Below are 26,591 nucleotides of genomic sequence, written 5' to 3' on the forward strand. Positions count from 1 at the left end.
CCCCATACCTCGACATCATCGGGAGGAATGGCATTCCCCAATTCCCCGAGTGGAATGCCGAAGGCGTTCGCATCCTGCTCGAGTGACGATGGCCCCCGGCTGGCTCCGGCCCAATGCCGGCCGAGGGCCTTCAGTTTCCCTTGCGTGCCGAAGCCAGACCGCTCTGTGCCTTGAACCAGCTTTGAATCAACGGGGTACGGAGATAGCTCTTGCGCAACAGCTGCTGTGCCAACTCCTGACTGAAAGGCACCGCCTTGCCCTGCTCGTCCTCGACGGGCCCCAGATCGAGCAGATCTTCCGCCACCAGCTCTTCATCTGTGATCAGTCCACGCTGAAGCTGGTCAGTTCGCTCTTTCGCATCCGGAAAGTCGTAGAGTTTCCAACGTGCTTCCAGCACGGAAACCGCCTCGTCTCCAGGTGTGAGAACTTCCAAGGATACGGTGATATCGGGGACTTCCTTGATGACAAACGCCATGCCAATTCCTCAGGTAAAAGTGATGGTGAACTCGTCATCACCAGCATCGGGCAAGTAGCGTGTACCCAACTGGTAATGCAGGATGCCGTCTGAATCAGCCCGCGACAGGGTACTCAGTTGGACCTTTGGACCGGTAATGGTGACGATATTGCCGGCCTGGGTGCCATGACCAATGGACACCGGTGCCAGGGTGATGCCGTTATGGCTTTCCAATGCTTCGAAATAGTTCTTGGTGGTGATGCTGGGGGCTTCGATCTCGACTTGACCTGTTGAGGCCCGGTCGGTGATCAGGACCTTTTCACAGCCCACCAGGTTGCGATGCACCACCTCATTGCCCATGTTCAGAGACAGCGATTGCAGGCATCCAGAATGACCGTGCACATTGCGTACCGGGGTATTCTGCTTGTTCACCACCAGCTCATCCACGATATCGGTGAGCGTCTGACTCAGTGCCTGGCTCAGGGCTTCTGGACGCTGGTAGAGGCCTGTCAGCGTGAAGGCCATAGTGGGTACTTGCTTGGCCGTCAGATTGAACTCGACGTTGCCGCGTACCCCTGGCACCTTCTGGACCTGGCCATCTTCGGCGAACCAGACACAGAAACTCTCCGGATTCGCGGTGGCCGGGGCATAGGTCACCTGGGTGTCCGCTTCGATGGTTTCCGACAGGCCGCAAGCCCTCAGCAACAGCCCGAAATTCGGCGGGGTACCTGCTGTTCCCGAACCGGCCAGCGGAATCGTGGAGGTGATGGTAGTGAATGGCGCCACATTGATTTCGGCGTTGGCACCGAAGTGCTCACGCAGACGGGTACGCTCTGTCCTATCCCCTTCGTAGGGACTGCTGTCCAATTCCGACACCAGCATCATGGTGGCCGTGGCGATGTCAGCCCCTGCCCCATACTCTGCTTCAGGCGCGACCAGCAGAATCTTCGTTCTTGTGTTCAGCATTGCGTTTCTCGCTCTTTGTGGGAGTCAGGTCCGCTGGGCGGGTGGGTTTGGGATTGGCCTGTTTGTGGCCACTGCGCTCGACAAGCACGCGCTTGCCTCCGCGCAGCTCGTAACGGCCGCCGGATTGGGTTGGCATTGAGGTAACTCCTTGGGTTCACACTTGATCCACCTGGGCAGGTGGAAGATACAGCGGGGGAAATTACTCAGCTGAATATGAGTCGCTGGTAGCGATATTGCTCGCGCCAGTACACCAGACGCCCGGATGTCATGACACGCTGACCTCCAGCGTATTCAAGAGGCGAAACGCCATCGCTGGACTCTAATCCAAGAAGCGCATCAGTTATGGCTCGTCGCTGTCGCTCAATTGCGGTCTGATCTGCCACCACCACGATGGCGATCTCTTCGTGGACGGTTTGGCGAACACGACAAGTGGCAAGTGCATTGGGCTCAGCTTCGGACTTCACAATGTGAACAAAGGCAACAGGAAGCTCCGATCCGGAAGCCGCGATACACGTTGCCTGGAGTTCAAAGTGGGCCCGGTACTGACGAGGATCGAATTCATAATCGGTGGCCGCATCGGTAATTTCCCAACTTTCCATGCCCTCGTGTACTTCCACTCGCGCTACCAGGCTGTCTGACATGGTGCGCAATGGGTCGAATACTGGGCTGCGCAGGCTGAGCACATAGGTATCGACCCGCCCCAGTCGAAAGCCATCGATGTCGATGTCATCTTGCCCTGCAAGGTGGTAAACACCCGTGATTTCCGGGGCATCATTGGGTAGGTGAACAGGCCACAAATGCCCATTCACCACTGGGTCTACGAGTGAAACCAGGCTTGGCACGGTGTCAGACTGACGGACATCTGCTTCAGCACTTCTCCTTGCGGACATGCCGATAGTGGCGAGACGACTCAGCACCTGGTCGATCATGTTCGTAACCCCTTGCGATCCAAGTAATCACGCAGACCGTGATAGAAGCGTCCCGCCATACCACTCTGCGTTTGCTCCAGCGCAGGTGTCATAAACGGGTTGGCTTCCATGTGCTCGGTACCGAGCTCCTGCCACATTCCCTTGCGACCTTGCCAGCGGCCATTGACCTTACGATTGGGTCCCACCAATAAGGCAACATTCTGGGCGGGAATGCCGAGCCGAGACTTGGCTGACTTGCTGAGTGAGCGGTGGCCAATAGCTCGTGCCATCGCCCCGGTGTCCTGAGGCGCTAGTCTCTTGGCCAGCCTTTTAGTAGGAGCAATGGCTCGTACCAAACCCGCTCGCACAGCGCCATGCTGCAAGCTGGCTTCGAGTGCTCTCAAATCATGAAGCGCCTCATCGAAACCTTCACTGCGTAAATGCCACTCATACCCACTCATGACACATCACCTCCAGCTCACGCTGACGACCGTCGACATCGATAGGTCGGCCATCTATGCGATAGACCCGATCCCCAAGCCGGAAACGCAACGTCTTGCCAGTGGCCTCGGCAACATCAGATCGCCAACGCAGACGGATCCTCGCCGTGGTGCTGCTTTGTGCTTCCTGGGCGGACAACAGCAATCGGCCTTGCAGCGGGGCGACGTTGGCCCACACCGTGGCACCGGCCACCCATTCGGTGGGCTCGGCACCCGAATCGGTTCGTGGACCTTTCTGATAGTGCTCCAGGGTCACACGGTGTCGAAGTCGTCCTGCTTGCATCGGTCACCCCACGGCATGGATCGTATGCGGCGCCAGCAGCATCTCGACGCCCAGAGGAAGGTCTGTGGCGATCGTACCGGTTACCACTGCTTCGCGGTGTTCATAGAAATGACCAATCAGCAACAACAGTGCGGCACGCACATCGGGAGGTGTGGTACTTGGGCCCACGGTTGCTGTGATCGTCACGCTCTCAGGCTCAGCAATGGTGGCTGGCCACTGGCTGCCCCATGAGGGAGCGAGTGTCGGATAGATCGGACGGCTATCGAGACGCAGCGCACTGGCTTCCAGGGACTGGCCAATACCAGCAAGATCGATGAAATCAACAGCATCAACGCCAGTCACTGGTGTCCAAGGCAACTGGATGGGACTATCCCCTGCTGGAAACTCATCCAGCACCAGGGTTTCGGAGCGCTGCCGCAGTGCCATACAGGTACGGGCTTCCGCATGGTGATAGGCTGCCTCGATCAAAGCCTCGAGCAAGCTGTCTTCCGAGGTGTCGTCACCGACTGCAGCCAGATCAGCGATGAGGCGTAAGTGCAGCTTGGCGTCGGCAAGCGTGATCATTGGGTGCATCCCGTTATGGCTTTCGGCGCAGCCACTCGCACTCGCAAGTGGCTGCCTGATTTATCAATGGATCGTTCAGGTCTTGTCCGCACCTTCCGTGCCTGTGGGCTTGGTGGCCCCCCCAGCCTTCTTCGGCGCAGAAGTTTCCTGCTTGACCGTCGCAGTGGGCACAGCGATCTTGCGGTCCTCGAGTTGCTTGGCACGCGCTGGTTCAAATCCTGCTCGGTCCCCTTGGGCATAACGTCCCCAGGGTCTGCGGAAGGTCATGGAAATCAAGTTGGTTTTTGGTTCGGCCATGGTCTGGCTCCTTATCAGCAATCAGAAAGAGACAGGGCCGCATCATGCGGCCCCACAAGCGAGGCGCTTACCAGGGGATTTGAGTCCCCATCACCAAACCTTCTGGATGGCGGAAAGCAATGTCATGTTCCTTCACCACTCGGATCAGAGACTGATTGCGAGCGAAGGCGCTAACCAGGTTGTCCGCAGCATCCTTGTAGGTGGCTTCCCGGCTGAAGTCGATGGTCATGGTGTCACTTTCGCCGATCACCACATCGTTCCAGTCCGCGAAGTAGATCTCCGACTCGTTGTTGGCCGCTGCGCCGGAGGTATCGAGGTTGGTAGGAATGGTGGTGGTGTGTTTGATCGGCCAGCCCTTGAGCTCACCATTAGCCATTTCTGGATAGACCTTGTTGCCATTGCCATCACGCAGGCCAAACAGCTTCATGTAAGTACGCGGCGAGAGTCCCCAGCCAGGATTGAGCAACAGACTGTCGCTCTCCATCAGCTTGAGGATCAGGCTATCCAGATAGGCATCGATGCCTGCCAGGTCGGCAGTGCCCGACCAGGGCACCACTCGGCCTTCTGTCACACAGGTAGGGCCAAACCCGGTCGGGGTATCATTGGCGCCTGTGTCACGCAGGAAAGCCTTGTCCTCGCGTACGGCCATGGAGGCCAGCATATCGTTGAGGAACAGCTGTTCCACCTGGAAGCCTGCACGTCCGATCAACTGGTTGGAGATGGGCACCAAGGTGATCATGGTCTTGGCGTTTAGCGCGACATCATCCGTACTGCCTTCGGAGGCCAACACATCCGAACCTTCTCCGACATAGCTGGAGGTCGCTCCTGATGCCATGCGCGGTAGACTGAGATTGCCGTTGGGCAGCGGCATGGTGCGAGCCCCCAGACTGCGCACGACGGTCCTTGGCCGCAACAACTCGATCACTTCATCGTGCAGGTTCTGGGGTACCAGGGAGCCGCCCGAGTTGGCACTGGTCTCCACGGCCATGGCCACCTCAGCATCCCCGATCTCGGTATTGGCAAACTTGATGGCGTCATCTAGGTTGCCCTTGCCAGCGGCCACGGACATGGCCATACGGGCCACTTTGGCACCAGTGTACTGCTTGAGTTCAGGCTTGGTGACCACGGCAGGAGCACGTTGGCCGAAGGTTGATACTGGCTGGGAAGCCGCGGCGTTCATGCGTTCAGTGCGCTCGGCCCGCTCCAGCTTGGTGGTCAGTTCATCGAACTGGCTAGCCAGCTGCTCGAATTGAGTCAGTTGTTCGGCCGTCAGCTCACCATTTTCCGCTTCCAATTTCGCCAACGCTTGCACCTGGGCGTTCACCTCGGCGCGTTCGCGGCGGAGAGTTTCAATGTCGTACATGTGGCATCCTCATCGGTTAGGCACAAAAAAGGCGGCCATTGGCCGCCTTGGGGTGTCGCTCCGCCGCCAGGCTAGAGCCGACAATGGGTGTCGAGCGCCTGGGCCTGAGCCCGGATGCTGCGACTTGATCGAGATTGCTGGGTCGTGGTGCCGGCATAAGCCTGTGCAATGCTGTCCAGGGCTTCCTGGGCCGGTACTACCTCGTCGACAAGCCCGGCTGCCAATGCATCCTGCGCGGTATAGAGCCGTGCCTGGGTCGCCACGACATCGTCGACGGCCATCCCTCGGTAGTCTGCGACGGATTCCGTGAAGGTGGCGTAGGCATGATCGAGACGTCGCTCGATCTCGGCCACGGCTTGATCCGTGATGGGCTGGTGGGGTGTCAGGTCGTTCTTGTGATCACCGCGGAAGAAGGTGTTGAAGGTGACCCCCATCGTCTCTTCCATGCGGCTCACCTCATAGGTCTCGATGATCACGCCAATGGAGCCGACTCCTGCCGTGGGACTGGCGATGATCTTCGAGCAGGCCGCCGCCAGGAAATATCCTGCCGAGTAAGCGGCAAAGTTGACCAGGGCGGTGATCGGCTTTTCTCCGGTACTGGCCCGGATGAAATCAGCCAGTTCCTTGCACCCCATGGCATGGCCACCCCCGGTGTGGAAGTCGAGCACAATCTCCTCGACCAACTCGTGGCGGAGAGCCGCCTGGATCTGGCTACGCAAACGCTCGTAAGACACCAACTCCTGGCAGGCGGCATTGATCTGCCCACGGCGAGCGACCAGCACCCCATGCACCGGAATAATGGCCACGCGACCTACCACGCGAAGCTCCTGCATCTCACGCTCTTCCGGCTCATGCGCCATTCCGAGCCCTTGTGGCAAGTCGGTGGCCTGACCCAGCAAACGGGGTTCCAGCACCGATCGCACGGCCTGCACCAAATCTGGCGTGGCATAGAGCGGCGTGTTGAACACCATGGACGCCAAGTGCGGATAATTGATCATCATGTGAGACATAGGATCCTCTCGATCTCCTGGAGCTGCTCGGGGCTGGCATTCAGGCTGTCGCCAATTTTCTGGGAATCGGCCATGTTCAAGGGTGTGAGATAGCGATCGCCTCCGGGAATGGGAGGCATGTTTTCCAGGCGACGAATATCGTTGACCGACAGCCATCCCCACTGGCGGCCAAGGGCATAAGCTTCATACCGGCTCTTTTGATCACCACGCAGCAACCCCTGGACGTTGAACTCGATGTAGAGGTCCTTGCGCTCGTCAGGCAGCAGAAGATCGCGCATCATCGCGGCCTCTTTACGCTTGATCCATGGCAGCAAGGTGTAGATGACGAATTGCAGGCCCTGGTGCTCGATATTGCTGAAGGTGGCCTTGTCCAACTGCTGCACCATGTGGGGTGGCACCTTGAACAGGCGGCAGACCTCGATGACCCCAAAGTTGCGGGACTGCAGCAACTGCGCCTTCTCGTTGTCCATGGCCAGCTGCTTGTAGCTCATACCTTCCTGCAACAGGGCCACCGAGAACATGTTGCGCAAACCGGCGTGGCGTTCGGCAAACTTCTGCAACAGCCGATCGACCTTGGCCTGGTCCGAGATCGGCGTCGCCTCTCTGGGCCGCTCGATCACCCCGGACATGGTGGCGCCACGCTGAAACACCGCCGCGGCATGTTGTTCTGTTGCCAGTGCCAGCCCGATGGCATCGGCATTGGTGGCGATCGGAGAGAGGCCCACGAACCCATCCACGGAGAAGGCCTTGACGTGGTGAACCAGGCGCATGGGCAAGATATCGTTGCCTTCCAGCAGCTGGTAATACGGCAAGCCATCCGGCCCCTTGAGCACCCGCATTTTCTGGGGATGGACCGGGATCAGCTCCCGAGGATAGCCCGCGCCATCGCGTTCGATCAGGGAGAAGTCATTGCCTTCCAGACACAGTGCGCCAATGCCTTGCTCGTAGTACTCGAACGACGTGTCCTTGCGATTCGGCTGGCTATGCACCAGGTCATAGATCGGGTGATCGACGGCCCGTGTACGCCCACCTTGGTCATCCCGGCGATACAACTCACAAGGCAACTGTGCGACCGATTCCGCCAGCAAGGTCACACAGGCCCGCAGGGCGGACACCGCCAGGGCCGTTTCCGTATTGACCAACGTGCCCGCCTTGCTCTGCCGACCGACAACAGAGCTCACCCAGCCGGTCCAGTCCGCCCCTTTCCTAGCGTGACCACTTGCGGAAGAACTGGTGAAGAGACCAGACCAGAACATCAGCTCTCCTCCTGGTCAGGTGTTGTTTGACGCGCGGCGGCCCGGGAGACTAGTCCTGACCACGCCAGGCACAGTACGCCACCGGTGATGTAGCCCGCGGCTGGCAGCATCAGCCAGGCTCCATAGGCCATCAGGCCAGCACCAAGGATGCCGACCAGGAGGGTAAGAACGTTGATCAGCATGTCACATCCGTCGTGTCGTAAATGGATTCTTCCGGCGCCTGATCTTCCATGAGGACCGCACGCCCCAGTGCCATCAGGATGGCGATGATGCCGTCGATCTTCTGCTCGGGCTTTTCCTTGCGTGGATAGATGTTGTCCTTGGCATCCGCCTTGGCCATCACATTGGACGCCATCCAAGTCAGCACCGGATCCGCGGCATGCCGCCAGCGTCCGGCGGTGATGGCTGCTTCCATCTCCCGCATCGCCGGGCTCATGTTCTGCACCGTATTGCGGTACTCGATGACCGATGCGCCATCGCTCATTAGCTGGTGCGCCAGTTGCGTCGCTCGCCAGGGGTCATAGGCCACCTCCTGGATATCAAAGCAGCTGGCCAGGTCCTTGATGTCCTCGCGGATGACGTCAAAGTCCAACTCCTCGCCATCGGTAGTGATCAGGTCGCCGCTGTTGATCCAAGTCTCATAGGCCGCCCGGTTATGGCTGGCCCGTTCCACCGCCCCTTCGGGCAGATAGCTGCGCACGAAACAGGTCCAGCGGGTCTTGAGGCGTCCCTTCTTGTCCTCCACCTCATCGCGAAACAGCAATGCAATCGCCGCGATATCGGTCTTGCTAGCCAGGTCAACACCTAGCCAGCATGGCTGGCCAACAAACTGATCCAGTGTCAGATGAGGATCACCGGCCGCATGCCAGGATGCCATGTTCAGCCAAGCGGTACGGGCACTGACCCAGACGTTGAGGTGCTTGGTGAGAAAGGCGTTCTGGCGACTCGGATAGCGCACCGCATCGCGTTGTGCCTTGAGCAGAAACTCCTCAGAAACTGAGATGCCAAAGTTCGGGTTGGCCTTGTGCAGGACGTCTGGGTCCTGCCAGTCGTCGCCGGCATCAATGGTGTAGATGATGGCGAAGAGTTCCTCATTGGGGAGCGCCCCTTCCAGCATCTGCTGCGCCTGGCGGCGTTTGTCATAGCACGGGCCTGCCAGGTTGAAGCCGGCAGTAGTGATGATGAACATCAGTGGCTGGTCACGCGCCCCCATACCCGTAAGCATGGTGTCGTAGAGATTGGGCGTCGGGTGCTCGTGAAACTCATCCACCACGGTGCAGCTGGGTGACGATCCATCACCGGGATCTCCGATCAACGGTTCCAGACGGCTGCCGTCCTCGGGGATCGAGATGTTCTTGGCCATGATTTCGATGCCCGCTGCACTGACCAGGGCAGGTGACTTGGTCAGCATTAGCCGGGCCGGGCGGAAGACCTCCCAGGCCTGCTTCTCGGTGGTGGCACCGCAATACACTTCGGCCCCGTATTCCCCGTCTGCCGCCAGCATGTAGTTGGCGACACCGGCGGCGAGCACGCTCTTGCCGTTCTTCCTGGGGACCTCGATATAGGCTTCGGTAAAGCGACGCAGTCCAGTCTTCTTGACGAGCCACCCGAACAGCGCACAGAAGATAAAGCACTGCCAGGGCTCAAGCTCAATCAGTCGGCGTTCGCGTGCCCACTTGCCCTTGGTGTGGGGCAACAACTGAATGAAGACGCAGACATGCTCAGCCGCATCACGGTCGAACCGGTACCGAAACGACCGGGACTTCGACGCCTTGATGTCGTCCAGGTGGCGCTGGCATGCCTGCCGGACCTCCTGGCACGCCGGAATCCGGCCGGCTACCACGTCGCGGGCGTACTTGTTCGCGGCGTTGACGTTGGGGTAGCTGGCCATGGTCTCTCATCGTTTCTTGCCTACCAGGTCTTTGAAGGGGTTGTTAGCGTCCTTCGCCCCAGGCACTGCCAAGCGGGTGCGACTGGCTGGATCCAGCCCCAGAGCACTGCCGAACATGGCCATCTGCTTGAGTGAGGCATTAGCCTCCGTGCAAGCCGGATTCTTCACATCGCTGTTCAGCCCCGGCACGACAATGCCATTCCTGGCGATGTCTTCCTCTGCCTGACGCCAGCGCGCATAGGCGGCGCAGTACGCCTCGAGGTTGGGCATGTCTGAGACGGTCAGGATCTTGCTGCTCACCAGCCACGGCGCCACTCGCTCCCACATCTGAATTCCATAGGGGTGCAGCCATTCCGGTGGCAAGGGGACTTCAAGCAGACCTTCACCCTCGGGCTCGTCATGATTGATGGCACGTTTTCCCGGATTGCCCTGAACCGCTTTCAGGTGGCTGGGCTTGGGTTTGCGACCTCGCGTCATCTGAAGCCTTCCAATTGAGAACGATTCCCGCTGAGCTGATTTTTCAATTTTGCGGGTGTAAAAATTTAACCTCGGCGTCGGTGTCCGCTGGCGCAGGGTAGGAGAGATTGACCTCCCCCCTCCCCCTCAGCCACCGCCGTCGCGGCCCCGGCGCGCCTCTGACAGCGTCTTGACCTGGTGGCACGGCTCGCAGATGGCCTCGAGGTTGGCGTCGCTACCATCGCCCCCTGACGCCAGGTTGACGATGTGGTCGACCTCAGTCGCGGGCGTCACTCGTCCGGCACGCCAGCATGGCTGGCAGAGCCCTTTATCCCGCTTCAGGATACGCTCCCGTTGGCGTCGCCAAGGACGACCACCACGACCATTCTTCACACCAGGTTGGCATCGGTCCCAGGTCACGGCCATGTGTGAATGCTGATCGCAGTAACCATGCTTGGCTGTGGTCTTGCCGGGACACATCGGCGCGCGACAGGGACGAGGAGGACTGGCTGGCATATTACGGGCCCAATCGAGCAAGGATAATTGTTGAGATCCGCGGCTATCCTGTCCCGTAGTCTGCTATATACACAGAAAGGAATGCTGCGCGTGCTTCTTACGTTGACAGCTTATTCGTTAATCACGTCATACTTAGACAGCACTAGGAAAAAGGAACGAGTAGCACTATGGAACCGCATTACTATCTCTTATGTATCGCAAAGGAATACGGTGACTTTTCGGATCAAGCTAGTGCGCGGCAACATGAGTTTGCTTCGATGACATGGATAGTTGTCGATGGCGCGACAGGGACGGAAACAGCATCCTTCGCATCACACCAAGAGGCAGTGGAATATGCCAACGGATTAAACAAGATAAATCCCTGAGCAACTTGCACCTGTAGCATTCCGAGGCCCTTTCGCTCCATGAGCGCCGCCATGACTTTCGAAGGAACCATTAGGCTAGTGCGAAGACTGCTATGCTCAACATATTGCATATCGCAGCCTCTATACCTCTATAGGGGGGACATTACATTGCCCACCTTCGAAGTAGTTCCAACAACGCCATCGCTGCAAGAACCTGTTGGATGGCTAGTGATTGATGCTCGGAACCCTGCCCAACCAGTATGGGCTAAATTCAGCTGCGAGATTGACGCCCGCCAGGTCGCCGCTCGGCTTTGCTTCGAATCCGAAATGGGGCTTTTAGATAACGAAAATGACGATGCCTCGCTCGATGAGGCGACTGATCATTACCGTCCCTCAACTGAATCACTTTTGTCGGCGCGATAACGCCCAGACTGATGACGACCAGGGAGTGCCGAAAATTTGTCGAATTCCGCGGCTCTCCGCCCCCGTGGATGGCTATGCCCCGGCGGGAAGGACCCACGGGGCGTCGGCGCTGACTTGGCCAGATGGTCTATTCTTTAGTTGCCTTCGATAACAAAAAGTGAAGAACATGCTTAGATTCACGAGGTGGCACATACCGCCTGTAATTATCTGTGGTGGCTTCGGACTGTTCTTCGGATCGAGAATTGGCATAGCTGCCTTTGGCGATGCTATCAGCGGAACATTCATCTCCGGGGCGCTAGGCGCTTACTTTGGATACAAGCTCTATGAATGGTACGAGCGACGGAAAGGCCAAAGAAACAAAAATCCACGTATAACTAGACGATAACCAACAACTTTATCGAGAAACATACATCACTCTTTCACCTGGCCAGCGACAGAGACAATCCTCTCTACAGCAGCACGATCTGCATTAGCTCGTCGGCGCAACGCCTCGTAATCCGCCAGGAGATCCAGCAAGTCGCGGTTACTCGCTACTGCCCTGCGTGGTGCTGCCAGAGGGGATAGCAGATGGGCTGGTATCGTTGGCCCTGGCATGATCACCGGCACTGTCACCGTATTCGGCGGGGAGCTGGCGCACCCAGTCACCAACAGCAACAGGAATAGGCTTGCCAGCCCAGTCAGCGGTCTCGGCATCTTCTTGCTCCAGCTTGCGGGCAGCACTGCGAACCAACTGCAGCAGTTGGTCATCACGCTGCAGCTGCTCTTCACGTTCATTGAGCGCGGCTTCCATCGCTTCGATCCGGCGGCGCTGCCAGCGCTGGTGTTCCAGCAAGGTCTCAGCACGCTGATCGATACGTGAAATCTCGACCTGAGCATCTGCCAGCTTGGAAGCGTAGTGCCGAGCCTGCATGCCCGAATACACGGTGATGCCCAGCAGCACTGAGATAATGAGCGGCGTGAGGTTGCGAAGTAGGGAGATCATTTCCGACCTCGCAGCAGGAAAGTCTCGAGGATGATTGACGCGCGTTCACGGATCCACTTGGTACCAAGGAAGCCAACAGCTCCTCCCAATGAGACCGCGAGGCTCAAACTCAAGCCGAAGTATTGGAGGACGGGAACCAATGACAATGTCAGGCAACCACACAGCACTGCTTCCAATAACGATTTCAGTGGCTCTCCGCCTGCCTGCATGGCACGTGCAAATGCCACAATACAAGCCATGCCAGCGGCATAGAGCTGTGGCCAGTTATGAGATAGCACCCCGAACAGGGCCTGCCAGAAGCTTGGGTCCTTGTCGGGCAGCATATCGACTCTCTTCTTTGTCATGAGACCACCTCATTGGTGGCCTGCGTATGAATTCGTTAACCGCGCCACTCTCAGGCAGCGTCGGAGTATTCGGTACAAACCTCGTCAATGAGCACTCTGCCGACTTCGGCAACTAATGCTTCAAGGTTGTCGCGGAAGGCCCTGAGGTCATCAGGGTTGGTGATGAAAAACAGCTCAACGATGATGCCACCGGCACGAACGAATGCGAGACGTGAGTGCTGCCCGCTGCCTTCACCCTTGGCACCGCGGTTGGAAATACCCATCACGCTGGATAGGGAGTTGCACAGCACAGCGCCAAGACGCTTACCGCTAACATCCGATAGAGTCTCTACACCGGTCGCGGAAGGGCTGGAGAAGGCATTGCAGTGGAACTCGACCGCTACATCATGGCGCTTGGCCATCTCGCATGCCTGACTGAGTGGCAGGTTCTGACCTTCCTTTCCATCACGAGCCAGCACGACCTTGCCAGACAGGTAGTCGAACAGGCGATCACGGAAGTCGAGGACGATGTCCGCCTCAGAAAGGCCATTGCCAGATGCGCCGGGATCAGACATGGAATGACCGGCACTGATGAGCAGCGTCTTGGTCTGGAGCGCCATCATCATGCACCTCAAATAAAAAGCCCGCAGGGGAGGCGGGCAAGACACCAGGTGGCGGTGTCATTCAGGGATCTGGTGGGCCACCGGGATTCGAACCCTGCCCATCCGGTTATGAGCCGGACGCTCTCACCGAGTGAGCTAGAGGCCCAACGCAAAAAGCCCAGCTGGAAAGCTGGGCCATGATCAATTAATTCTGTTTAGAAGGGGTATCCGGAATATCTGGTTGATATCTGACTATGACCTGACGGTTCCTACTCACCGTCTCACCGGATTTTCTGGTTGATAGTAGGCTATGCCTCATAGTTAGTGGTTAGTGGCGAAAAGAAAATGATGTGCTTGAGCTAGTAGGACCGCTGCGGTATTGAGGTGTTCTATTGTCGGTCAGTAAGGGTCAGTCAGAGACGCCCGCGCAGTTGTCGCGATACTGCGGGGCATCGGTGCCCAACGCCAGGCGCTTGGTTGCGCTGTTGTAGTAGAAGCGACCGGACTCGGCGATTGAAAGCTCATAGTCGCCGCACACCCCATAGCCCTTGTTGACCCGCGCCAGGTGGGAAATCTCGGCCGGTGCATGCCTGTCGAGGCGCTCGGCAATCGTCGCGGCGATGTGCGCATCACGCTGGGCCTCGGAATAGGCCTGGCCACCGAAGATCAGGCCGGCAACGGTGAGAATGGCGACGAAGGGAATCCATAGGTTATGCATAGCGGGTCCATTAGAGAATATTAAGGCACATGAGGCCGATAGGAAATTTGCTAGTCTGATATAAAATTTTACCTTGCGGGGTTTAATGGTTAATGAGCGCCTGGTTTTCGTAAGGATCGCTATTGATGCGTTACCAAATGCCGGCGCCATGGCATATACCGCCAGTCGTTGACGAGGGTGGCACCACGGAGCCATGCATGAGATAGCTCTGGTATCAGCCTGGGTTGTTTCTTCCATCTTTGGTCATCTGTGTTTCGTACTCCACCCCGTGCTTATGTAGATAATCACGTATCAGCTGCCGTACGACTTGCGAAGGAGTCAGATCCTGCAAAGCGCATAGCTGTTCAAAAGCTTGTTTCTTCTGAGGGTCTATGAGCAGAGTGAGGCGAGCAGTTTTCTTTTCCATTGATATTTTCCTGATGACATTAACATTTAATGTTAATGTCATTGCTCTCACATCGCAATGCTTGAGCGCTGCTCGTGCCATACAACATGGCGACCTTCGGTTGCGCCATATTATAACAGCATGTTAATGTCATTAACATGTTTTCTACTCCCTACGCCAAATGCTCCGGTCGACGCTACCATGGCGAGGGTGCATTGCAGCAAGGGCCATCGTATGTCGAGCCAACGGTTTTCAGTTAGCCTGCCCAGCATCTCCACTGGTCTTCGCGCCGCATGGCGAGAGGGTTACGGTCTCTCGGATTTGCGCAAAGACGTGATGGCTGGCCTCACGATCGGTACCGTGGCCGTGCCACTGTCGATGGCATTGGCAATCGCTACAGGCGTTTCCCCTCAGCACGGTCTCTACACAGCCATTGTGGCCGGGGCTATCATCGCGTTAACCGGCGGTGCTCGTTTCAATGTCTCAGGCCCGACAGCCGCTTTCGTCGTTATTCTTTTCCCCATTGTCCAGCAGTACGGTCTGGGCGGCTTGCTGATAGCCTCCATGATGGCAGGCATCATTCTGGTGACTTTGGGGGTTACCCGAATGGGGCGCCTGATCGAGTACGTTCCCTACCCCGTGGTTCTAGGTTTCACAGCAGGGATTGCGGTTGTCATCGCAGTACTACAGATCCCCGATTTTCTGGGGCTGAGCGTCGGGCAACTCGGCGAACATTTTGTCGAAAACCTGGGGCGGATCGTCACCTCTCTACCCACTCTGAATCCTATCGAGTTGGGGATTGGGACATTTGCTCTCGTTGTCATGTTGCTCTGGCCTCGATTGCACATGCCCATCCCGGCCCCCCTTGTCGGACTGGTCGTTGGGGCTATTGCGGCTTACGGTGCCAATCAGTGGTTTGGGAGCGCCGGTACGCCTGCCGTTGAGACGATTGCCTCTCGTTTTAGCTGGGAGGCTAATGACGAAACGGGTACTGGAATCCCTCCTGTAGCGCCTTCCTTCATGGCTCCATGGTTATTATCGGGACCCAATGGGGCCCCCCTTGAACTGAGTTTCGAGCTGATTCGCTCTCTGCTAGGTCCCGCCTTTGCCATTGCCATGCTGGGGGCCATCGAATCACTGCTCTGCGCAGTGGTGTCAGATGGCCTGACAAAGACCAAGCATGACCCCAACGCCGAGCTGATTGGCCAAGGGCTCGGCAACATCATCGCGCCACTTTTTGGCGGCATCACGGCGACGGCGGCAATTGCCCGAACAGCGACCAACATCCGAAGCGGTGCTCGTTCACCCATCGCTGCAGTGGTGCATTCTGTAGTAGTGCTGCTGGCGGTCATCGCACTCGCTGGATTGCTGGGTCTCGTGCCCATGGCTGCCCTCGCGGCGCTACTATTCATCATTGCCTGGAACATGAGCGAAGCGCGTCATTTCCTGCATACCATTAGGTCCGCGCCTCTTGGAGATGTGGCCATTCTTGTCATCTGCTTCGGCCTGACTGTTCTATTTGACATGGTTCTGGCCGTTGCTGTCGGCATGGGATTGGCTGCGGCACTTTTTATTCGGCGCATGACCTTGCTGACAACAACCGATCGCATCGAGATCGAGAATCACCCTGCTATCAACGGGCTGCCTCCAGAAGTGGTCGTTTACGAAATCAATGGACCATTGTTCTTCGGGGTGGCCGAGAAGGCACTCACCTCGTTGCATCTGGTGGATCCCAAGGTACAGATCGTTATCATCGACATGCACGATGTGCCAAGCATGGACGGGACTGCCATCGTAGCGCTCCGCTCCCTGATCGACGAAATGCATCGCGAGGGTGTCGCGCTGATCCTGGTGGGATTACCGACAAGAATCATCGTCAAGTTGCGCCGGGCCGGTATTCGCAAGACCGCCGGGATGCTGACGTACTGTAGAGATCTACCGAGGGCCCGGTCAGTGGTTTTACATTGGCAGAAAGCAAAAACAGAATAGTTATCTCCAGGTACCTATAAGAATTGAATGATTTCTCTTCATGACAATATCCTCCACCTTCCGGAGTACCACATCCAGGCCAAGGCAGAGGGCGAACACGACCTTCACTTCCGGATAGAGGCCCCTATCCCTATAGCCTGTGAGGAATGTGGCGTAGAAGGTGAGTTTGTTCGCTTCGGCAAGCGTGACGTTGCTTACCGTGACCTACCCATCCACGGAAACCTGGAGGAGCGCACCCTGTTGGACCTGCTACCCGGTCGTCAGCAGGAAGCGGTGACGAAGCGGCTCATGAGCATGGCCGAGCGCAACCAGGTCGAGATCGTCAGCATGGACATGTGGAAGCCTTACCGCCGCGCCGTCCAGGCTATGTTGCCACAGGCCCGTATCGTGGTCGATAAGTTCCACGTCGTGCGCATGGCCAACGAAGCCCTGGAGAAGATCCGCAAGGACCTCAGGAAGGAGCTGACGGCCAACCAGCGCCGAACTCTCAAGGGTGACCGGAAGATCCTGCTGAAGCGAGCTCACGATGTCTCTGACCGTGAACGCCTTATCATGGAGACCTGGACAGGGGCCTTCCCCCAGCTTTTAGCAGCCTATGAGCACAAGGAGCGATTCTTCCACATCTGGGACTGCCCCACCCGGCGTGATGCTGAGAAAGCGCTGGCTGCCTGGATTGACGACATCCCACAGGGGCAGAAGGAGGCCTGGAAGGATCTCGTCAGCGCCGTCAGTGGCTGGCGTGAGGAGATGCTGACCTACTTCGAGACTGACATCCCGATCACCAACGCCTTCACCGAGTCGATCAACCGGCTGGCCAAGGACAAGAACCGCGATGGCCGAGGCTATTCTTTCGAGGTGATGCGAGCCCGGATGCTCTACACCACAAAGCACAAGAAGAAGTCGCCGCAGACCAAGGATTCCCCGTTCTTGGGCAGGGCAACCATAGCCTACAGCATGGGCCTGCCCGAGCAAGAGAAGAACTTCGGCGTCGATCTATCAACCTTCTGGAGAGATTAAGGTCTGGGCTGGACCTAGGTGCCCCTCAACCAGTTAATCCGGATACCCTTTAGAAGTTGCTAATGCGCTCACTTAGAACAGAACTGTATTGCGTCATGTATTTATGTTGGCGGACGAGGCGGTCTTGTTCGCCAACATCAAGGGATGCGAAAACTTGCCCGCCAAGGAAGCTGTCTAGCGCTGAGATTTTTGCATCCAACTCTTCTTTTTCTGTGACGACACGTTCTTGATGCGGCTGCATAATGCTAGCTCCAATAAAAAGCCCCGCCGGTGAGGGCAGGGCTTTGAATGGCTGGCGCCTAGCGCGCACTGATCGCCAAGCTACAAATAGCGTAGATCAAACCGGTAAAAAGCACAACATGTTGTGTTAATTTCGGATGTAATCACTAGGCAAGCACATAGTCATTACTGCCCCTCCCGGAGCTTCGTCTCTGCTTAGCGACACTCCGTAAGCGATCAGCTATGCTAATTCTTCTGCTGCAAGCCGCCCCAAGAGGCGGCATGATATTCAAACGCAAGGGGATACCATGAAGAAATGGATTATGGCATGTGCTGCCGCAATGCTGGTGACAGGGTGTGCTACACAGCAATCGAAGGACAATTTTTCTACCACGATCTTGGGTCTGAAAGGCTATGACAAAGATGCTGTCTTGCGCCAATTGGGCGCGCCTGACTCAATCGCGGAAATGTCCAATGGTGAAATACTGACCTACCGAAAAGATCAGAATGACAAAGTGAGTGGGTATTACGACTACACATTCAAATGCCAAATCGACTTCATCGTCGAACACGGAACAGTTTCCGATGTTCGTTACACCGGAAACAGCAACCATCCTTATTATCGAGACATTGATAATTGTGCCCGGGTGTTTGGCAATAGGTGACTTTAGTTCAGCCCCGCCATAAAGCGGGGCTTCATATCAGGTTCAGCCCTGTTCAGATTTTCGCCAGCGCAATCATTGCAACCCGAGCGAACTTCCCTGCTTGCCTCAGCGCTTCACCATCTTTATACACTGGAATCAGTTCGACCTGATGCTCTTCAATGGTTCGAGCTTTTCCGGCCGCTTCGAGCCGCGCCAGCTCTGCATTAACCCTGTCCTCAGGCATGGGCCATACATGCATGCTGTTCCGATGCTTAGGCTGAACCTCGCGGACAACCACCCGAGCCTTTTGGTTCGGGACAGCAGCAAATCCAAGTGCTTTGGAATACCAGTCGAGATGCTCAGCGATGTGGTCATAGCTTTTCGCCCAAGGTGTATTACTGACTGCCCTAGGGTGCAGTTTCGCTGCATGAATGAGCGCTGCCAGTAGCTGGCGTGGTGGCACCTTCGCTGCTTCTATCCACTTGCGAGCCAATTCGTGCTGTTCATGTGTGTAGATGCCCCGATCGTACATGGTTGCAAGCGGCTCACGAGCAATAGCAGTACTACCTGGTCCTTCTCCGATACTTGCCAGGGGATTGGCCGAGTGCCATCCCAAGTTCTGATGGATATGCACCGTCCTACGCTCAGCTTCAATATCGAGGATTCGTGTCACAAACACACGAGCTGCATCCGGATCATGTTGCTCGTGTGACTGACGAGCCAGCTCACGCAGCTTCCAGATACCCACCTTCTGATAGTCCATCTTCTTTCCCTGCTGACCTTTTCTTTCCATCGCCATGACTGCCACTGCTCACCCCTTACGCCAGTCCGTGCCACTTGCCAGCACCAGTTGAGGGCCTACTACTTGAGTGCGCGGCCAGCTTGCGTACTCGATCAGCGCCCGTTTTGCCTCTTCGTACCCACGCGCCAGCACAGCGCAGTAACCCTGATACTCGGAACCTTCCAGCCACTTCTCCTGGCTATCAGCAAGATCCGCATCGCGGGGCGGGGTCGCTTTAAATTCAAGATAAAGACCATGCCAGCCACCACGAGCCTGGCGAACCACCAAGTCGGATACACCGGCCTTCACGCCCTGACGTTTCAGGTCTGCTGCCGTCTTCTTGTTGCGGTGCCCTCCATTGGGAACGTGATAGAGGTGGTCATAGAGCTCACCCACTGATGTACCCTGCATCTTCTGGCCATTGAGCCACACCAGCAGGGCGGTCTGCTCTTGGCCTTCCCAGTCAGTGGGACGACGGCGGGGAGTGCCTGAGCTTGTTCGACGACGTACATTTGGCCTTCTGGCAACAGTCATCCAACTCTCCTTTGCTGGCGCTCCCATTCCTGGTAGTCCGCAACGATCTTGTTCAGCATGTGGATGGCCGAGTCGTTGTGATCGATCTCGGCACGGCTCGCCACATTGCAGCTGGCGCGGATGAAGTCAGCGGCATCACACTCTGAATGAGTGCCGTCTGGGAGCTGCTCATGCGCCAGCCCATGCGCTTGCCGACGGCGCTGATCGAGATACAAGCGGAAGCGAGGGTTCGCGCACAACATGGCAGCACGGCGAGACTGAGGCCCGCCTTTAACCAGGCCTGTCACTGGCGGATCCTCCCTGCAGCCTCTCCGGCCAGGGCAAAGTAGGCAGCACCATCTTCATAACTGTCTGCCCGGTATCCACCTTGCTGACTGCGCACAGCTTTCAAAAGGCTCATGAACAACCAACCTTGCTCCTCGGTAAGCTCCAGCCCGGTGACTTCGCGGAAGGCACCGACGGTGGCTCCCATTGAGCGCTCCCCCTCTGGCTTGTCATAGGTGGCAGCACGGTCACGCATGTGAGCGCCAGCACGATCCAGGATGCCCTGGGCAGTGACGACGACAGGCTCAGGGGCGTCGTATACTTCCTTCTCTGCACAGTCACCGCACCGGTACTCCAGGAAGTGGACCTCTTCCCTGGTCATCTTTTTCCCGCAATCGCAGAACACCAGCGAATCAGACTTGATAGGTGTTGCTACCCCAAGGCCCGTTACAAGACCATCCCCGTCAGTGATCGAGACCAAGCCAGCAACCTCCTGCAGAGTCTTGGCACCACTGCCTGCAACTTCACCTTTGTCAGCATTCGGCTGCCCGTCAGTGACTGGCGCGTCATCCAGCTTCTCTGCTTGTTTGGTGCTGGGCTCATTAGGGGTTGCAACCTTGGTATCGAAAGTCGGATAGCCGACAGCTTGCTTACCCGAAGGTGTCGGCACCCATCGATTACCTACCACCCTGACGACATATCCCTTCGCCTTGAGCCTTCCCAGGTCTGTTGCTACACCCTCACGCGCACTTTCTGACCGAACATTGCATGCAGCCTGCACGATCATGAGCTTCACTGGATGGCGGCTCTGAGAGTGCTCATGCACCAAGGCCTTTAGGGATTTCATTTCGCTTGTTGTCAGGCTCATGCCGCTACCTCTCCATGCGTATGTACTGTTTTCTGTTCTTTTACTGGGCGGATCACTTCAAGTATCGGGAACGCCTGGCGTTCGGCATCGATCAGGGGAAGGACTCCCAACACGTCGGAATCTATTTTCACTATGGCTTGGCGCAGGTTTTGGGTGTCTGCCTGCCATATGGCCTCGTCAATGGAGCCAGCAATGGTGGCGCAGAGGATCATGCGTCACCATCCTTCATGTGCTTACCGTCGATGGTCAGTCGAGGCGTAATGCCACCGCCAGGAGCTCTGAGATACTGCAAGCCGGTTTTGGCATCTGTGACCACTGATACGCCGCTGCGGCCATCGACTGGATCGCTGTCGTCTTTGTGGTTATCGACTCTGCTGATCACACCGTAAACAAGTGCGCAGACACAGATCGCGACCATCGTGCCCATAGCAAAAGCAAACCCCTCATCAAAACGGCTCATGCAGCTTCCTCCCGCAAGGCATCACCCACGCTCTCTGGCCACTTGAGCTGCTGCACTGGAGCGCCATCACCATGTTGCTTACCGGTATCCATCATTCGGCCACCGGCGGCACGACCTGCATCGGTCAGCACCCAATGATTACGCCCGCGTGCATCGGGTTGCTGGCGCTGGTAGCCCAGGTCACGCAATGCCCGGTTCACGGCAATGGCGCTCATGTCCAACGGCAATCCCAGCTCAGTAGGTGTCAGGTAACGTTCATTGATCGGGCTGAGTAGGTGTGTGGCGTTCAGCTCACCAAGCAGGTTGACGCCAGTACGCTTCTGCACGGCTTGGTTGACCGACAGCAGGCGCATGTTGTCGTCGAAGCCGAATGCTCGAGCTGCAGCGTCCAGGGCGCCAGCAATGGCGGATGCCCGGGCAATGTCCGTCAGACGATCATCGGGGGCTGGCGCAGGAGCCTCGACCATCTGATAGGCTCCTGTCTTGCGGATCGCTGGTAGGACCTCGGATGTCACCCACTTCTTGAATGTCTTTGCCTCTGGTTTACGGCTGCGAAGGACAGCGGAATACAGGCCAGACTCGTTGATGACGCTTAGCCCACGGTCCTGCTCAACACCATTGGCAGACCTGACCGCCACAATGTGGCGCCCCTTTTCATCTTCATCGAGGAGGCGTGTCATTCGGTGGGGGCTGTCGTATTCCAAGGCCTCGGCCACGTCTGCAGCTACGAACCACACCTCACCATCACGATCAACGACACGGACCTGATGGCTGTTGAAATCGAATGGAATCACATTGCTCATGGGAAACCTCCTGTCAGGCCTTAAGGGCAGCGCGAAGGGAACGCAGGCCCTGATCAGAGTTCATACGATGTGGCAGCCCCGCTGCTTCTGCCCTGCGCTGGGCTTCCTCCTGCCCCGCACGCTCAGCAAGCTCTGCCGGGGTGCGGTGGCTGTCATGCTCGAGGAGCTGACGCGGCACCAGGTCCTCACCTGCCATCACCCGGTTGGCCAAGGCGGCGTAGTGCTTGTGAAAGCGTTTCTCGAGCCGTGGCCACTGGCTCTTTGCCGTTGTGTGGGTCAGGTCCCACCAGCCAGTGGCATTGCCTGCCATGTGCACAGCTTCATGGCTCCACCGATGGCGATTCGGCTCATGGGCATGCGCCAATGCTTCGCACCATGCGTCACCAGTCGCCGGCATTCCAAAGTCCTCCGGTGTCGGCGCCAGCATTGAGACCAGTGCGGGAATGGCCGGTGGCCAGGTGCTGCCCTCGCGCTTCAGGTCGCTCATGGCACGTTCCACCACCCTGCGTGTCGGTAGCGCTGGCCAGCTTGCTACCTCCTGCGCCAGCTCCCGGCGTGCCAGCGTCATCATGTCCGCACTCGGGAACGCACTCGAGAATGTCCTCGGGAAGATCGCTTCCAGCCGGGTAAAAATCTGGGCTACCAGCGCCAGCACCTGCTCCCGCGGTGGGTTCTCCAGGCGATCCGCCTTCTGGCCACCAGCCATCTGCCCAGCTGAGGTCGAGCGGGTTGGCAAGGGCTTCCCGGACGCGGCGGCGCTCATCGCTCGAGCTGTCAGGTTGGCGATGTTGTGCATGGGCAATTCCTCCGGTGGACACCTGGGTAGGCATGGCTAGGATCTGACGCTGACGATTTTCGTAAACCCAACGAGCAAGGCGGCCGTGCCATCCGCTTTGAGTCATTGGGCGGCCGTTCTCGGCAAAGTGGCCGGTGAAGTCAGCGAGCTCTGCTGGTGTGGGCTGGGCATCGGCAGGCAAGCCGCGACGTTGAGCCATGGCAGCGAACAGGGATGCATCCGGCTCCCAGTCGTAGGTCATCGGGAATGAGCGAGACATGCCGCCAAGGGGCTGGCCATCGTCGTCCAGGTGTTTGGCCCGGTCGTGATGCGACGCGCCCGCGTCAGAAAGAGAGGGGGTATTCTCTGTTGTAGTCTCTGTAAGAAAACTCCCATTGGTCGATTCTGTAGACGCCGTTTGGGAGAAACATGTTTCTCCGGTTGGGAGATTCTTGCTTCTCCCATCGGGAGAAACTGGACAACCATGCGGGCTGGAGGCTTGTTCCGCTTTCTTGTCGTCGCTCAAAGCTTGCGCCAGCGCTTCAGCCAGGCGATCACAGTTCACCCGATACCAGGTCTTGGCGGGCATGCCCTTCCGAGCCTCCTCAAGCACCCCCAGGGCAACCAATTGACGCCTGGCAGTAGCCTGCTGCTTGGCGCTCATGCCCGTCTCGGATTCCCAGCTGTCATGCGGGCCTTCCTGTTCCTTCCAAAACCACCCTTCTCGGCGCTGTGCCGTTGGCGTGTTGCACAGAAACAGCGCCTGGGACAGGAAGATGGCGCCCTGCACGTTGACACCCGGCAGCTTGGTGAACACCGGCTGATAGGCAACAGGACGGCCCAGCAGGGACGGGAGCATGGCGGCAGTGATGTTGCTCATGCGACACCCCCACCGATATAGAGGGCCATGCCGTTACCCGTTACATTGGGAGTTCCCACACAACCAAATGGAGCAACAGCATGGCCGAAACTGATCAAATGCTGAAAGCCGTCCTCGTCATGCAAGCTGAGATTCTGGGGAGGCTGGACTCTATAGAGCGACACATCCAAGCTGACCAGAGTTGGCATAACGAATCCAGAGGCGAGGCTTTGGCTGCCATGGAGTACATTGCCGACTGCGACATCGGAAAAGAGATCTGGAAGGACCTGCAGCCCATTATCCGGAAGATCAGCGCTTTCCAGGACCATTAGAGCTTCTCCAGGATTTCAGTGAGATCGTCTTTCCGCGTCGCCTTAATATGCTGGTCTAGGCGGCGCGCCCACGCTTCGCCGAGCATTCGGTCGGACAGGTACCGGTGGTGATTCATCTGCATGTTCATTTCGATCCACCTACCACTGCTGGCCAGCGACATAAGCATGTGCCCTTTGGCACCAGTGAAGGTCGCCCCTTCTTCCATCGCCTCAAGAACTCGATCAAGCTCTGCGCCACGACCTTTGCGCACCAGGCGAATCACTGCTGCCATTCGCTGTAATGTCTTCAGCATCACTCTTCCCCCCGAGGCCGTTCGAACGGTCGAAAGGCGCATGAGCGAATATCCTTTGCTGAAATCAGCCCTGGATCGTCATTCCCCTTAAGCTCCTGGCTTTCCTTTGACTCAATTGGCCCGCCTTTGACCTGCTCAAGGCGGGCCACTGCAAGTGCCAGTTGGGCGTGAGCGACCTGCACCTTGGCCGCTTCAACCTTGGCACTACATGGATCCGATATGGACCCATTGTCTTGAAGGCTGGCTTCTTCTAACTGATCTGCCGGTATGGCACGTGATAGGAGATCTTTCTCTCGCTTTGCTCGCTCAGCAAGATCAGACACCGGACAGTCAATATCCTGGAGGCCGAGACGAGCTCGGTATGCTGATACGGCCACCTGAAGCTCTCTCACCTTGGATTGAAGGCGAGATTGATTACGGGCAGCTTCCTGTGCCGCCTCCTCTTTCTCAGCCATTGCTTCACGCAGTTGCCAGACGAGCCTCCCCAGGGTGATTTCAGCTTCACACTGATCCAGCTCGGTAGGCGGAACCACCTTAAAATCCGTCATATTTGCTCCCGAAAAACCTGTACGTCTATTCACCCCGATCAGTCGGATGTTGCCTATGCATCAGCAGGGATAAGCTTTGGTCTACTGGAAGGGAGTAGCTCCGGCCAAAGCACATGCCAGTCATTTGGACGGAGGGATTTGCGCGAGGTAGCACCAGCAGACGCCGCTTCTACCCGAACAGCTATTTCTGGAGAGGCTGTCTTATGCCCGTATGCAATCTGTTTGAGATAGGCACGTGTGGTGCCTGTGGACGAGACCTGATCATCACTGGCACTTCGCAGCCAGTTGAGTAGGCCTTCATGGCGAGTCTTCATGGGCGGCTCCTGTGTCTATCGCCCAAATGATTACCTGCGGGTAATGTTATAGTCAATACCTCGGGGTAATTTACCTATGAGTAACAGTGTTCGAATATATGCCGATGAACATTGCCGACCTACGTAGAGAGAACCTGCGAAAACTCCTTGAAGATCGCTTTGAGGGGAAAAAATCTGCTTTGGCTCACGCGATTGAGCGTGAGCCAAGCTACATATCGCGCTGTCTCAGCGATAAATCTCACAGAAAGAAAATTGGTGAAGACTTCGCGAGGCACATCGAACGCTCGCTCAACCTCCCATCTGGCTGGATGGACCAAGACCAGGATAAAAGTAGTGCCGTGGTCAGTGAGCATCCGGCCTTCAAAGAGTCGAATGTGGCTCCACCTCCCAAGATGGAGGGATATGTGCCTGTTCTTTCATGGATACAGGCTGGCGCATGGACAGATATGTCCAATGTTGACTTCATCAGCGATGAGATGGTGCCGAAACCACCAGGGAGTTCAGACAATACGTTCGGTCTTAGAGTTCGCGGACAGTCTATGGCGCCGAAGTACGAACCGGGGTTGATCATCTATGTTGATCCGGAGGTGCCCGCATACGATGGCGATGATGTAGTGGCAATTCTCACTGAGGATAATGAGGCCACCTTTAAACAGCTGGTAGAGGAGCCCGGTGGTCGGCGTCTGCTCAAAGCCAGAAACCCCAGTTGGCCAGACCCATGGGTACCGATCAATGGAAATTGCGAGATCATTGGTGTGGTCATTGGGTTTCTGTGGATGCGGGCTCCGAGAACTTCGTGATAGTGTCCAGCATGTGCCATGAGGCAAGCCATGCCCTGGAGCACAAGAAAGAACTTGCCTCCCTATGAATACATCTCTTGTAATGGCTATAATCCAGTCATGAAAACGCTCACCCTTCACTTAGATGGTATCAAGCCGGCGGATCTCCCCATGAAACGCTTGGCCGAGTACTTGTGCGAGCTTTCCGAGCTGTATGGGAAAGAAGGAAGGGTGCATTTCACTTCTGTTACCAAGGGCTCAGCAATGCTGAATGCCCGTGTCGATGATGACCACTATACCAAGGTGCTTCATCGTGTGAGAGAAGTAGCCAACGGCGTTGGTCCTAAGGCTGCGACAAAAGCTTACCGTCGCCTCACGGATCTTATGCAGGAAGACCAGACATCTGGGACGGTGATGTCAGAAGGCGCACAGATTATTCAGTTCCCTCACACACCCAGAAGGCAAAAACCTATGGTGGTGTTCAGGACTGGAAGTGTGCAGGGCAGGCTGTACACCATAGGTGGTAAAGATGACTCTGTTCCGGTTCGTCTTGAAGGTGCCAATGGTGAAACCCTTTACTGTGAAACGGACTTGGAAACTGCGGCCCTTCTGGCCCCTCTGCTTTTCAAGCAGATTCGCATCTATGGCAAAGGTGAGTGGGAGCGTCGCCAGACTGGTGGATGGCGATTGAAGAAGATGCGCATAGCCTCATATGAGCCTCTGGAAAAGGGTTCTCTCAAGGTGGCTATTGAGCGTATGCGAGAAGCTGGTGGCATCTTGTGGGATCGCATAGATTCCCCTCACAAGTCGATACTGGATCAAAGGGGATAGTGTGCGAGTCGTTATAGACACCAACATCCTAGTACAATTC

At 57.0% G+C, this 26,591-nt stretch carries 37 protein-coding genes, 1 tRNA gene and 1 pseudogene; 6 read left to right on the forward strand and 33 right to left on the reverse strand.

Annotation, left to right across the window (positions count from 1 at the left end; all coding sequences use genetic code 11):
* Positions 1 to 130: 130 nt before the first annotated feature.
* The 21 genes from Q1K07_RS15440 to Q1K07_RS15540 form a co-directional block, all read right to left on the reverse strand.
* Positions 131 to 475, reverse strand: a complete 345-nt coding sequence (locus Q1K07_RS15440; RefSeq protein ID WP_300312745.1) for a hypothetical protein — start codon at positions 473 to 475, stop codon at positions 131 to 133.
* Between the two features lie 9 nt (positions 476 to 484).
* Positions 485 to 1,420 (reverse strand): hypothetical protein, encoded by a 936-nt coding sequence (locus Q1K07_RS15445; RefSeq protein WP_300312748.1) that lies wholly within the window; start codon positions 1,418 to 1,420, stop codon positions 485 to 487.
* Complete coding sequence (locus tag Q1K07_RS15450; RefSeq protein ID WP_300312750.1) at positions 1,380 to 1,556, reverse strand: hypothetical protein; 177 nt, start codon at positions 1,554 to 1,556, stop codon at positions 1,380 to 1,382. Before Q1K07_RS15450 ends, Q1K07_RS15445 begins: the two co-directional genes overlap by 41 nt.
* A 67-nt stretch (positions 1,557 to 1,623) precedes the next feature.
* Positions 1,624 to 2,349 carry a hypothetical protein gene (locus Q1K07_RS15455; RefSeq protein ID WP_300312752.1) on the reverse strand — a complete coding sequence of 242 codons (726 nt, stop codon included), beginning with the start codon at positions 2,347 to 2,349 and terminating at the stop codon, positions 1,624 to 1,626.
* Positions 2,346 to 2,789 (reverse strand): HK97-gp10 family putative phage morphogenesis protein, encoded by a 444-nt coding sequence (locus Q1K07_RS15460; protein WP_300312754.1) that lies wholly within the window; start codon positions 2,787 to 2,789, stop codon positions 2,346 to 2,348. The genes Q1K07_RS15455 and Q1K07_RS15460 overlap by 4 nt, the downstream gene beginning before the upstream one ends.
* Positions 2,776 to 3,111 carry a phage head closure protein gene (locus Q1K07_RS15465; protein WP_300312757.1) on the reverse strand — a complete coding sequence of 112 codons (336 nt, stop codon included), beginning with the start codon at positions 3,109 to 3,111 and terminating at the stop codon, positions 2,776 to 2,778. Before Q1K07_RS15465 ends, Q1K07_RS15460 begins: the two co-directional genes overlap by 14 nt.
* Positions 3,112 to 3,114: 3 nt before the next feature.
* Positions 3,115 to 3,675, reverse strand: coding sequence for a head-tail connector protein (locus Q1K07_RS15470; RefSeq protein ID WP_300312759.1), 561 nt, complete (start codon positions 3,673 to 3,675; stop codon positions 3,115 to 3,117).
* A gap of 75 nt (positions 3,676 to 3,750) precedes the next feature.
* Complete coding sequence (locus Q1K07_RS15475) at positions 3,751 to 3,972, reverse strand: hypothetical protein (protein ID WP_300312762.1); 222 nt, start codon at positions 3,970 to 3,972, stop codon at positions 3,751 to 3,753.
* 67 nt (positions 3,973 to 4,039) lie between these two features.
* Positions 4,040 to 5,335, reverse strand: a complete 1,296-nt coding sequence (locus Q1K07_RS15480) for a phage major capsid protein (RefSeq protein ID WP_300312764.1) — start codon at positions 5,333 to 5,335, stop codon at positions 4,040 to 4,042.
* A 71-nt stretch (positions 5,336 to 5,406) separates the two neighbouring features.
* Positions 5,407 to 6,336: a S49 family peptidase gene (locus Q1K07_RS15485; protein WP_300312766.1), complete on the reverse strand. Its 930-nt coding sequence runs from the start codon at positions 6,334 to 6,336 to the stop codon at positions 5,407 to 5,409.
* Positions 6,333 to 7,601 (reverse strand): phage portal protein, encoded by a 1,269-nt coding sequence (locus tag Q1K07_RS15490; RefSeq protein WP_300312769.1) that lies wholly within the window; start codon positions 7,599 to 7,601, stop codon positions 6,333 to 6,335. Before Q1K07_RS15490 ends, Q1K07_RS15485 begins: the two co-directional genes overlap by 4 nt.
* Positions 7,601 to 7,783: a hypothetical protein gene (locus Q1K07_RS15495; RefSeq protein WP_300312772.1), complete on the reverse strand. Its 183-nt coding sequence runs from the start codon at positions 7,781 to 7,783 to the stop codon at positions 7,601 to 7,603. The genes Q1K07_RS15490 and Q1K07_RS15495 overlap by 1 nt, the downstream gene beginning before the upstream one ends.
* Entirely contained in the window at positions 7,777 to 9,492 is a 1,716-nt protein-coding gene (locus Q1K07_RS15500; RefSeq protein ID WP_300312775.1) for a terminase TerL endonuclease subunit, read from the reverse strand. Before Q1K07_RS15500 ends, Q1K07_RS15495 begins: the two co-directional genes overlap by 7 nt.
* Positions 9,493 to 9,498: 6 nt before the next feature.
* Positions 9,499 to 9,969, reverse strand: coding sequence for a phage terminase small subunit P27 family (locus tag Q1K07_RS15505; protein WP_300312777.1), 471 nt, complete (start codon positions 9,967 to 9,969; stop codon positions 9,499 to 9,501).
* 126 nt (positions 9,970 to 10,095) lie between these two features.
* A complete protein-coding gene (locus Q1K07_RS15510) occupies positions 10,096 to 10,374 on the reverse strand; it encodes an HNH endonuclease (RefSeq protein WP_300312778.1) in 279 nt (92 codons plus the stop codon).
* Between the two features lie 1,380 nt (positions 10,375 to 11,754).
* A complete protein-coding gene (locus Q1K07_RS15515) occupies positions 11,755 to 12,213 on the reverse strand; it encodes a hypothetical protein (RefSeq protein WP_300312780.1) in 459 nt (152 codons plus the stop codon).
* Positions 12,210 to 12,557: a phage holin, lambda family gene (locus Q1K07_RS15520; RefSeq protein WP_300312781.1), complete on the reverse strand. Its 348-nt coding sequence runs from the start codon at positions 12,555 to 12,557 to the stop codon at positions 12,210 to 12,212. The genes Q1K07_RS15515 and Q1K07_RS15520 overlap by 4 nt, the downstream gene beginning before the upstream one ends.
* 50 nt (positions 12,558 to 12,607) lie before the next feature.
* Complete coding sequence (locus Q1K07_RS15525; protein WP_300312783.1) at positions 12,608 to 13,156, reverse strand: N-acetylmuramoyl-L-alanine amidase; 549 nt, start codon at positions 13,154 to 13,156, stop codon at positions 12,608 to 12,610.
* A 73-nt stretch (positions 13,157 to 13,229) separates the two neighbouring features.
* A tRNA-Ile gene (locus Q1K07_RS15530) sits at positions 13,230 to 13,304 on the reverse strand.
* A gap of 243 nt (positions 13,305 to 13,547) precedes the next feature.
* Positions 13,548 to 13,856 (reverse strand): hypothetical protein, encoded by a 309-nt coding sequence (locus Q1K07_RS15535; protein WP_300312785.1) that lies wholly within the window; start codon positions 13,854 to 13,856, stop codon positions 13,548 to 13,550.
* 214 nt (positions 13,857 to 14,070) lie between these two features.
* Complete coding sequence (locus Q1K07_RS15540) at positions 14,071 to 14,262, reverse strand: CopG family transcriptional regulator (RefSeq protein ID WP_300312786.1); 192 nt, start codon at positions 14,260 to 14,262, stop codon at positions 14,071 to 14,073.
* Between the two features lie 213 nt (positions 14,263 to 14,475).
* Here Q1K07_RS15540 and dauA point away from each other — a divergent pair, with 213 nt between their 5' ends.
* Both dauA and Q1K07_RS15550 read left to right on the forward strand, forming a co-directional pair.
* On the forward strand, positions 14,476 to 16,230 hold the full coding sequence (gene dauA / locus Q1K07_RS15545; RefSeq protein WP_300312788.1) for a C4-dicarboxylic acid transporter DauA: 1,755 nt from the start codon (positions 14,476 to 14,478) through the stop codon (positions 16,228 to 16,230).
* A 27-nt stretch (positions 16,231 to 16,257) separates the two neighbouring features.
* A complete protein-coding gene (locus Q1K07_RS15550) occupies positions 16,258 to 17,247 on the forward strand; it encodes an ISL3 family transposase (protein ID WP_300312791.1) in 990 nt (329 codons plus the stop codon).
* A 49-nt stretch (positions 17,248 to 17,296) separates the two neighbouring features.
* On the opposite strand, the gene Q1K07_RS15555 is transcribed toward Q1K07_RS15550, so the two are convergent.
* Complete coding sequence (locus Q1K07_RS15555) at positions 17,297 to 17,488, reverse strand: hypothetical protein (RefSeq protein WP_300312793.1); 192 nt, start codon at positions 17,486 to 17,488, stop codon at positions 17,297 to 17,299.
* A gap of 286 nt (positions 17,489 to 17,774) precedes the next feature.
* On the opposite strand from Q1K07_RS15555, the gene Q1K07_RS15560 reads away from it, so the two are divergent.
* Complete coding sequence (locus tag Q1K07_RS15560; protein ID WP_300312796.1) at positions 17,775 to 18,131, forward strand: hypothetical protein; 357 nt, start codon at positions 17,775 to 17,777, stop codon at positions 18,129 to 18,131.
* Between the two features lie 52 nt (positions 18,132 to 18,183).
* Here Q1K07_RS15560 and Q1K07_RS15565 read toward each other — a convergent pair whose 3' ends face one another.
* From Q1K07_RS15565 to Q1K07_RS21275, 9 genes and pseudogenes are all read right to left on the reverse strand, one after another.
* The gene (locus Q1K07_RS15565; protein ID WP_300312798.1) at positions 18,184 to 18,909 is read right to left on the reverse strand and encodes a hypothetical protein; all 726 of its coding nucleotides are present in this window, start codon (positions 18,907 to 18,909) and stop codon (positions 18,184 to 18,186) included.
* A gap of 12 nt (positions 18,910 to 18,921) precedes the next feature.
* Entirely contained in the window at positions 18,922 to 19,425 is a 504-nt protein-coding gene (locus tag Q1K07_RS15570; protein WP_300312801.1) for a VRR-NUC domain-containing protein, read from the reverse strand.
* Positions 19,422 to 19,712, reverse strand: a complete 291-nt coding sequence (locus tag Q1K07_RS15575) for a hypothetical protein (protein ID WP_300312803.1) — start codon at positions 19,710 to 19,712, stop codon at positions 19,422 to 19,424. Before Q1K07_RS15575 ends, Q1K07_RS15570 begins: the two co-directional genes overlap by 4 nt.
* Complete coding sequence (locus tag Q1K07_RS15580) at positions 19,709 to 20,557, reverse strand: DUF6378 domain-containing protein (RefSeq protein ID WP_300312806.1); 849 nt, start codon at positions 20,555 to 20,557, stop codon at positions 19,709 to 19,711. Before Q1K07_RS15580 ends, Q1K07_RS15575 begins: the two co-directional genes overlap by 4 nt.
* Positions 20,554 to 20,769 (reverse strand): hypothetical protein, encoded by a 216-nt coding sequence (locus Q1K07_RS15585; protein ID WP_300312808.1) that lies wholly within the window; start codon positions 20,767 to 20,769, stop codon positions 20,554 to 20,556. The genes Q1K07_RS15580 and Q1K07_RS15585 overlap by 4 nt, the downstream gene beginning before the upstream one ends.
* Positions 20,766 to 21,017, reverse strand: a complete 252-nt coding sequence (locus Q1K07_RS15590) for a hypothetical protein (protein WP_300312811.1) — start codon at positions 21,015 to 21,017, stop codon at positions 20,766 to 20,768. The genes Q1K07_RS15585 and Q1K07_RS15590 overlap by 4 nt, the downstream gene beginning before the upstream one ends.
* Entirely contained in the window at positions 21,014 to 21,820 is an 807-nt protein-coding gene (locus tag Q1K07_RS15595; RefSeq protein WP_300312813.1) for a Bro-N domain-containing protein, read from the reverse strand. The genes Q1K07_RS15590 and Q1K07_RS15595 overlap by 4 nt, the downstream gene beginning before the upstream one ends.
* Before the next feature lie 13 nt (positions 21,821 to 21,833).
* A complete protein-coding gene (locus tag Q1K07_RS15600; RefSeq protein ID WP_366945082.1) occupies positions 21,834 to 22,616 on the reverse strand; it encodes a replication protein P in 783 nt (260 codons plus the stop codon).
* 55 nt (positions 22,617 to 22,671) lie between these two features.
* Positions 22,672 to 23,475 (reverse strand): annotated as a pseudogene (locus tag Q1K07_RS21275) (DnaT-like ssDNA-binding domain-containing protein); the annotation flags it as partial.
* A gap of 80 nt (positions 23,476 to 23,555) precedes the next feature.
* Here Q1K07_RS21275 and Q1K07_RS15615 point away from each other — a divergent pair.
* A complete protein-coding gene (locus Q1K07_RS15615; RefSeq protein WP_300312822.1) occupies positions 23,556 to 23,786 on the forward strand; it encodes a hypothetical protein in 231 nt (76 codons plus the stop codon).
* On the opposite strand, the gene Q1K07_RS15620 is transcribed toward Q1K07_RS15615, so the two are convergent.
* Together Q1K07_RS15620 and Q1K07_RS15625 are read right to left on the reverse strand one after the other, a co-directional pair.
* Positions 23,783 to 24,079: a hypothetical protein gene (locus tag Q1K07_RS15620; protein WP_300312825.1), complete on the reverse strand. Its 297-nt coding sequence runs from the start codon at positions 24,077 to 24,079 to the stop codon at positions 23,783 to 23,785. The genes Q1K07_RS15615 and Q1K07_RS15620 overlap by 4 nt on opposite strands.
* Complete coding sequence (locus tag Q1K07_RS15625) at positions 24,079 to 24,660, reverse strand: hypothetical protein (protein WP_300312828.1); 582 nt, start codon at positions 24,658 to 24,660, stop codon at positions 24,079 to 24,081. Before Q1K07_RS15625 ends, Q1K07_RS15620 begins: the two co-directional genes overlap by 1 nt.
* 385 nt (positions 24,661 to 25,045) lie before the next feature.
* On the opposite strand from Q1K07_RS15625, the gene Q1K07_RS15630 reads away from it, so the two are divergent.
* A complete protein-coding gene (locus Q1K07_RS15630) occupies positions 25,046 to 25,741 on the forward strand; it encodes a LexA family transcriptional regulator (protein WP_300312830.1) in 696 nt (231 codons plus the stop codon).
* Between the two features lie 30 nt (positions 25,742 to 25,771).
* Entirely contained in the window at positions 25,772 to 26,551 is a 780-nt protein-coding gene (locus tag Q1K07_RS15635) for a hypothetical protein (protein ID WP_300312832.1), read from the forward strand.
* Positions 26,552 to 26,591 lie beyond the last annotated feature (40 nt).

Origin of the sequence: Halomonas sp., from assembly GCF_029263665.1 — a bacterium.
Classification (GTDB): domain Bacteria; phylum Pseudomonadota; class Gammaproteobacteria; order Pseudomonadales; family Halomonadaceae; genus Halomonas.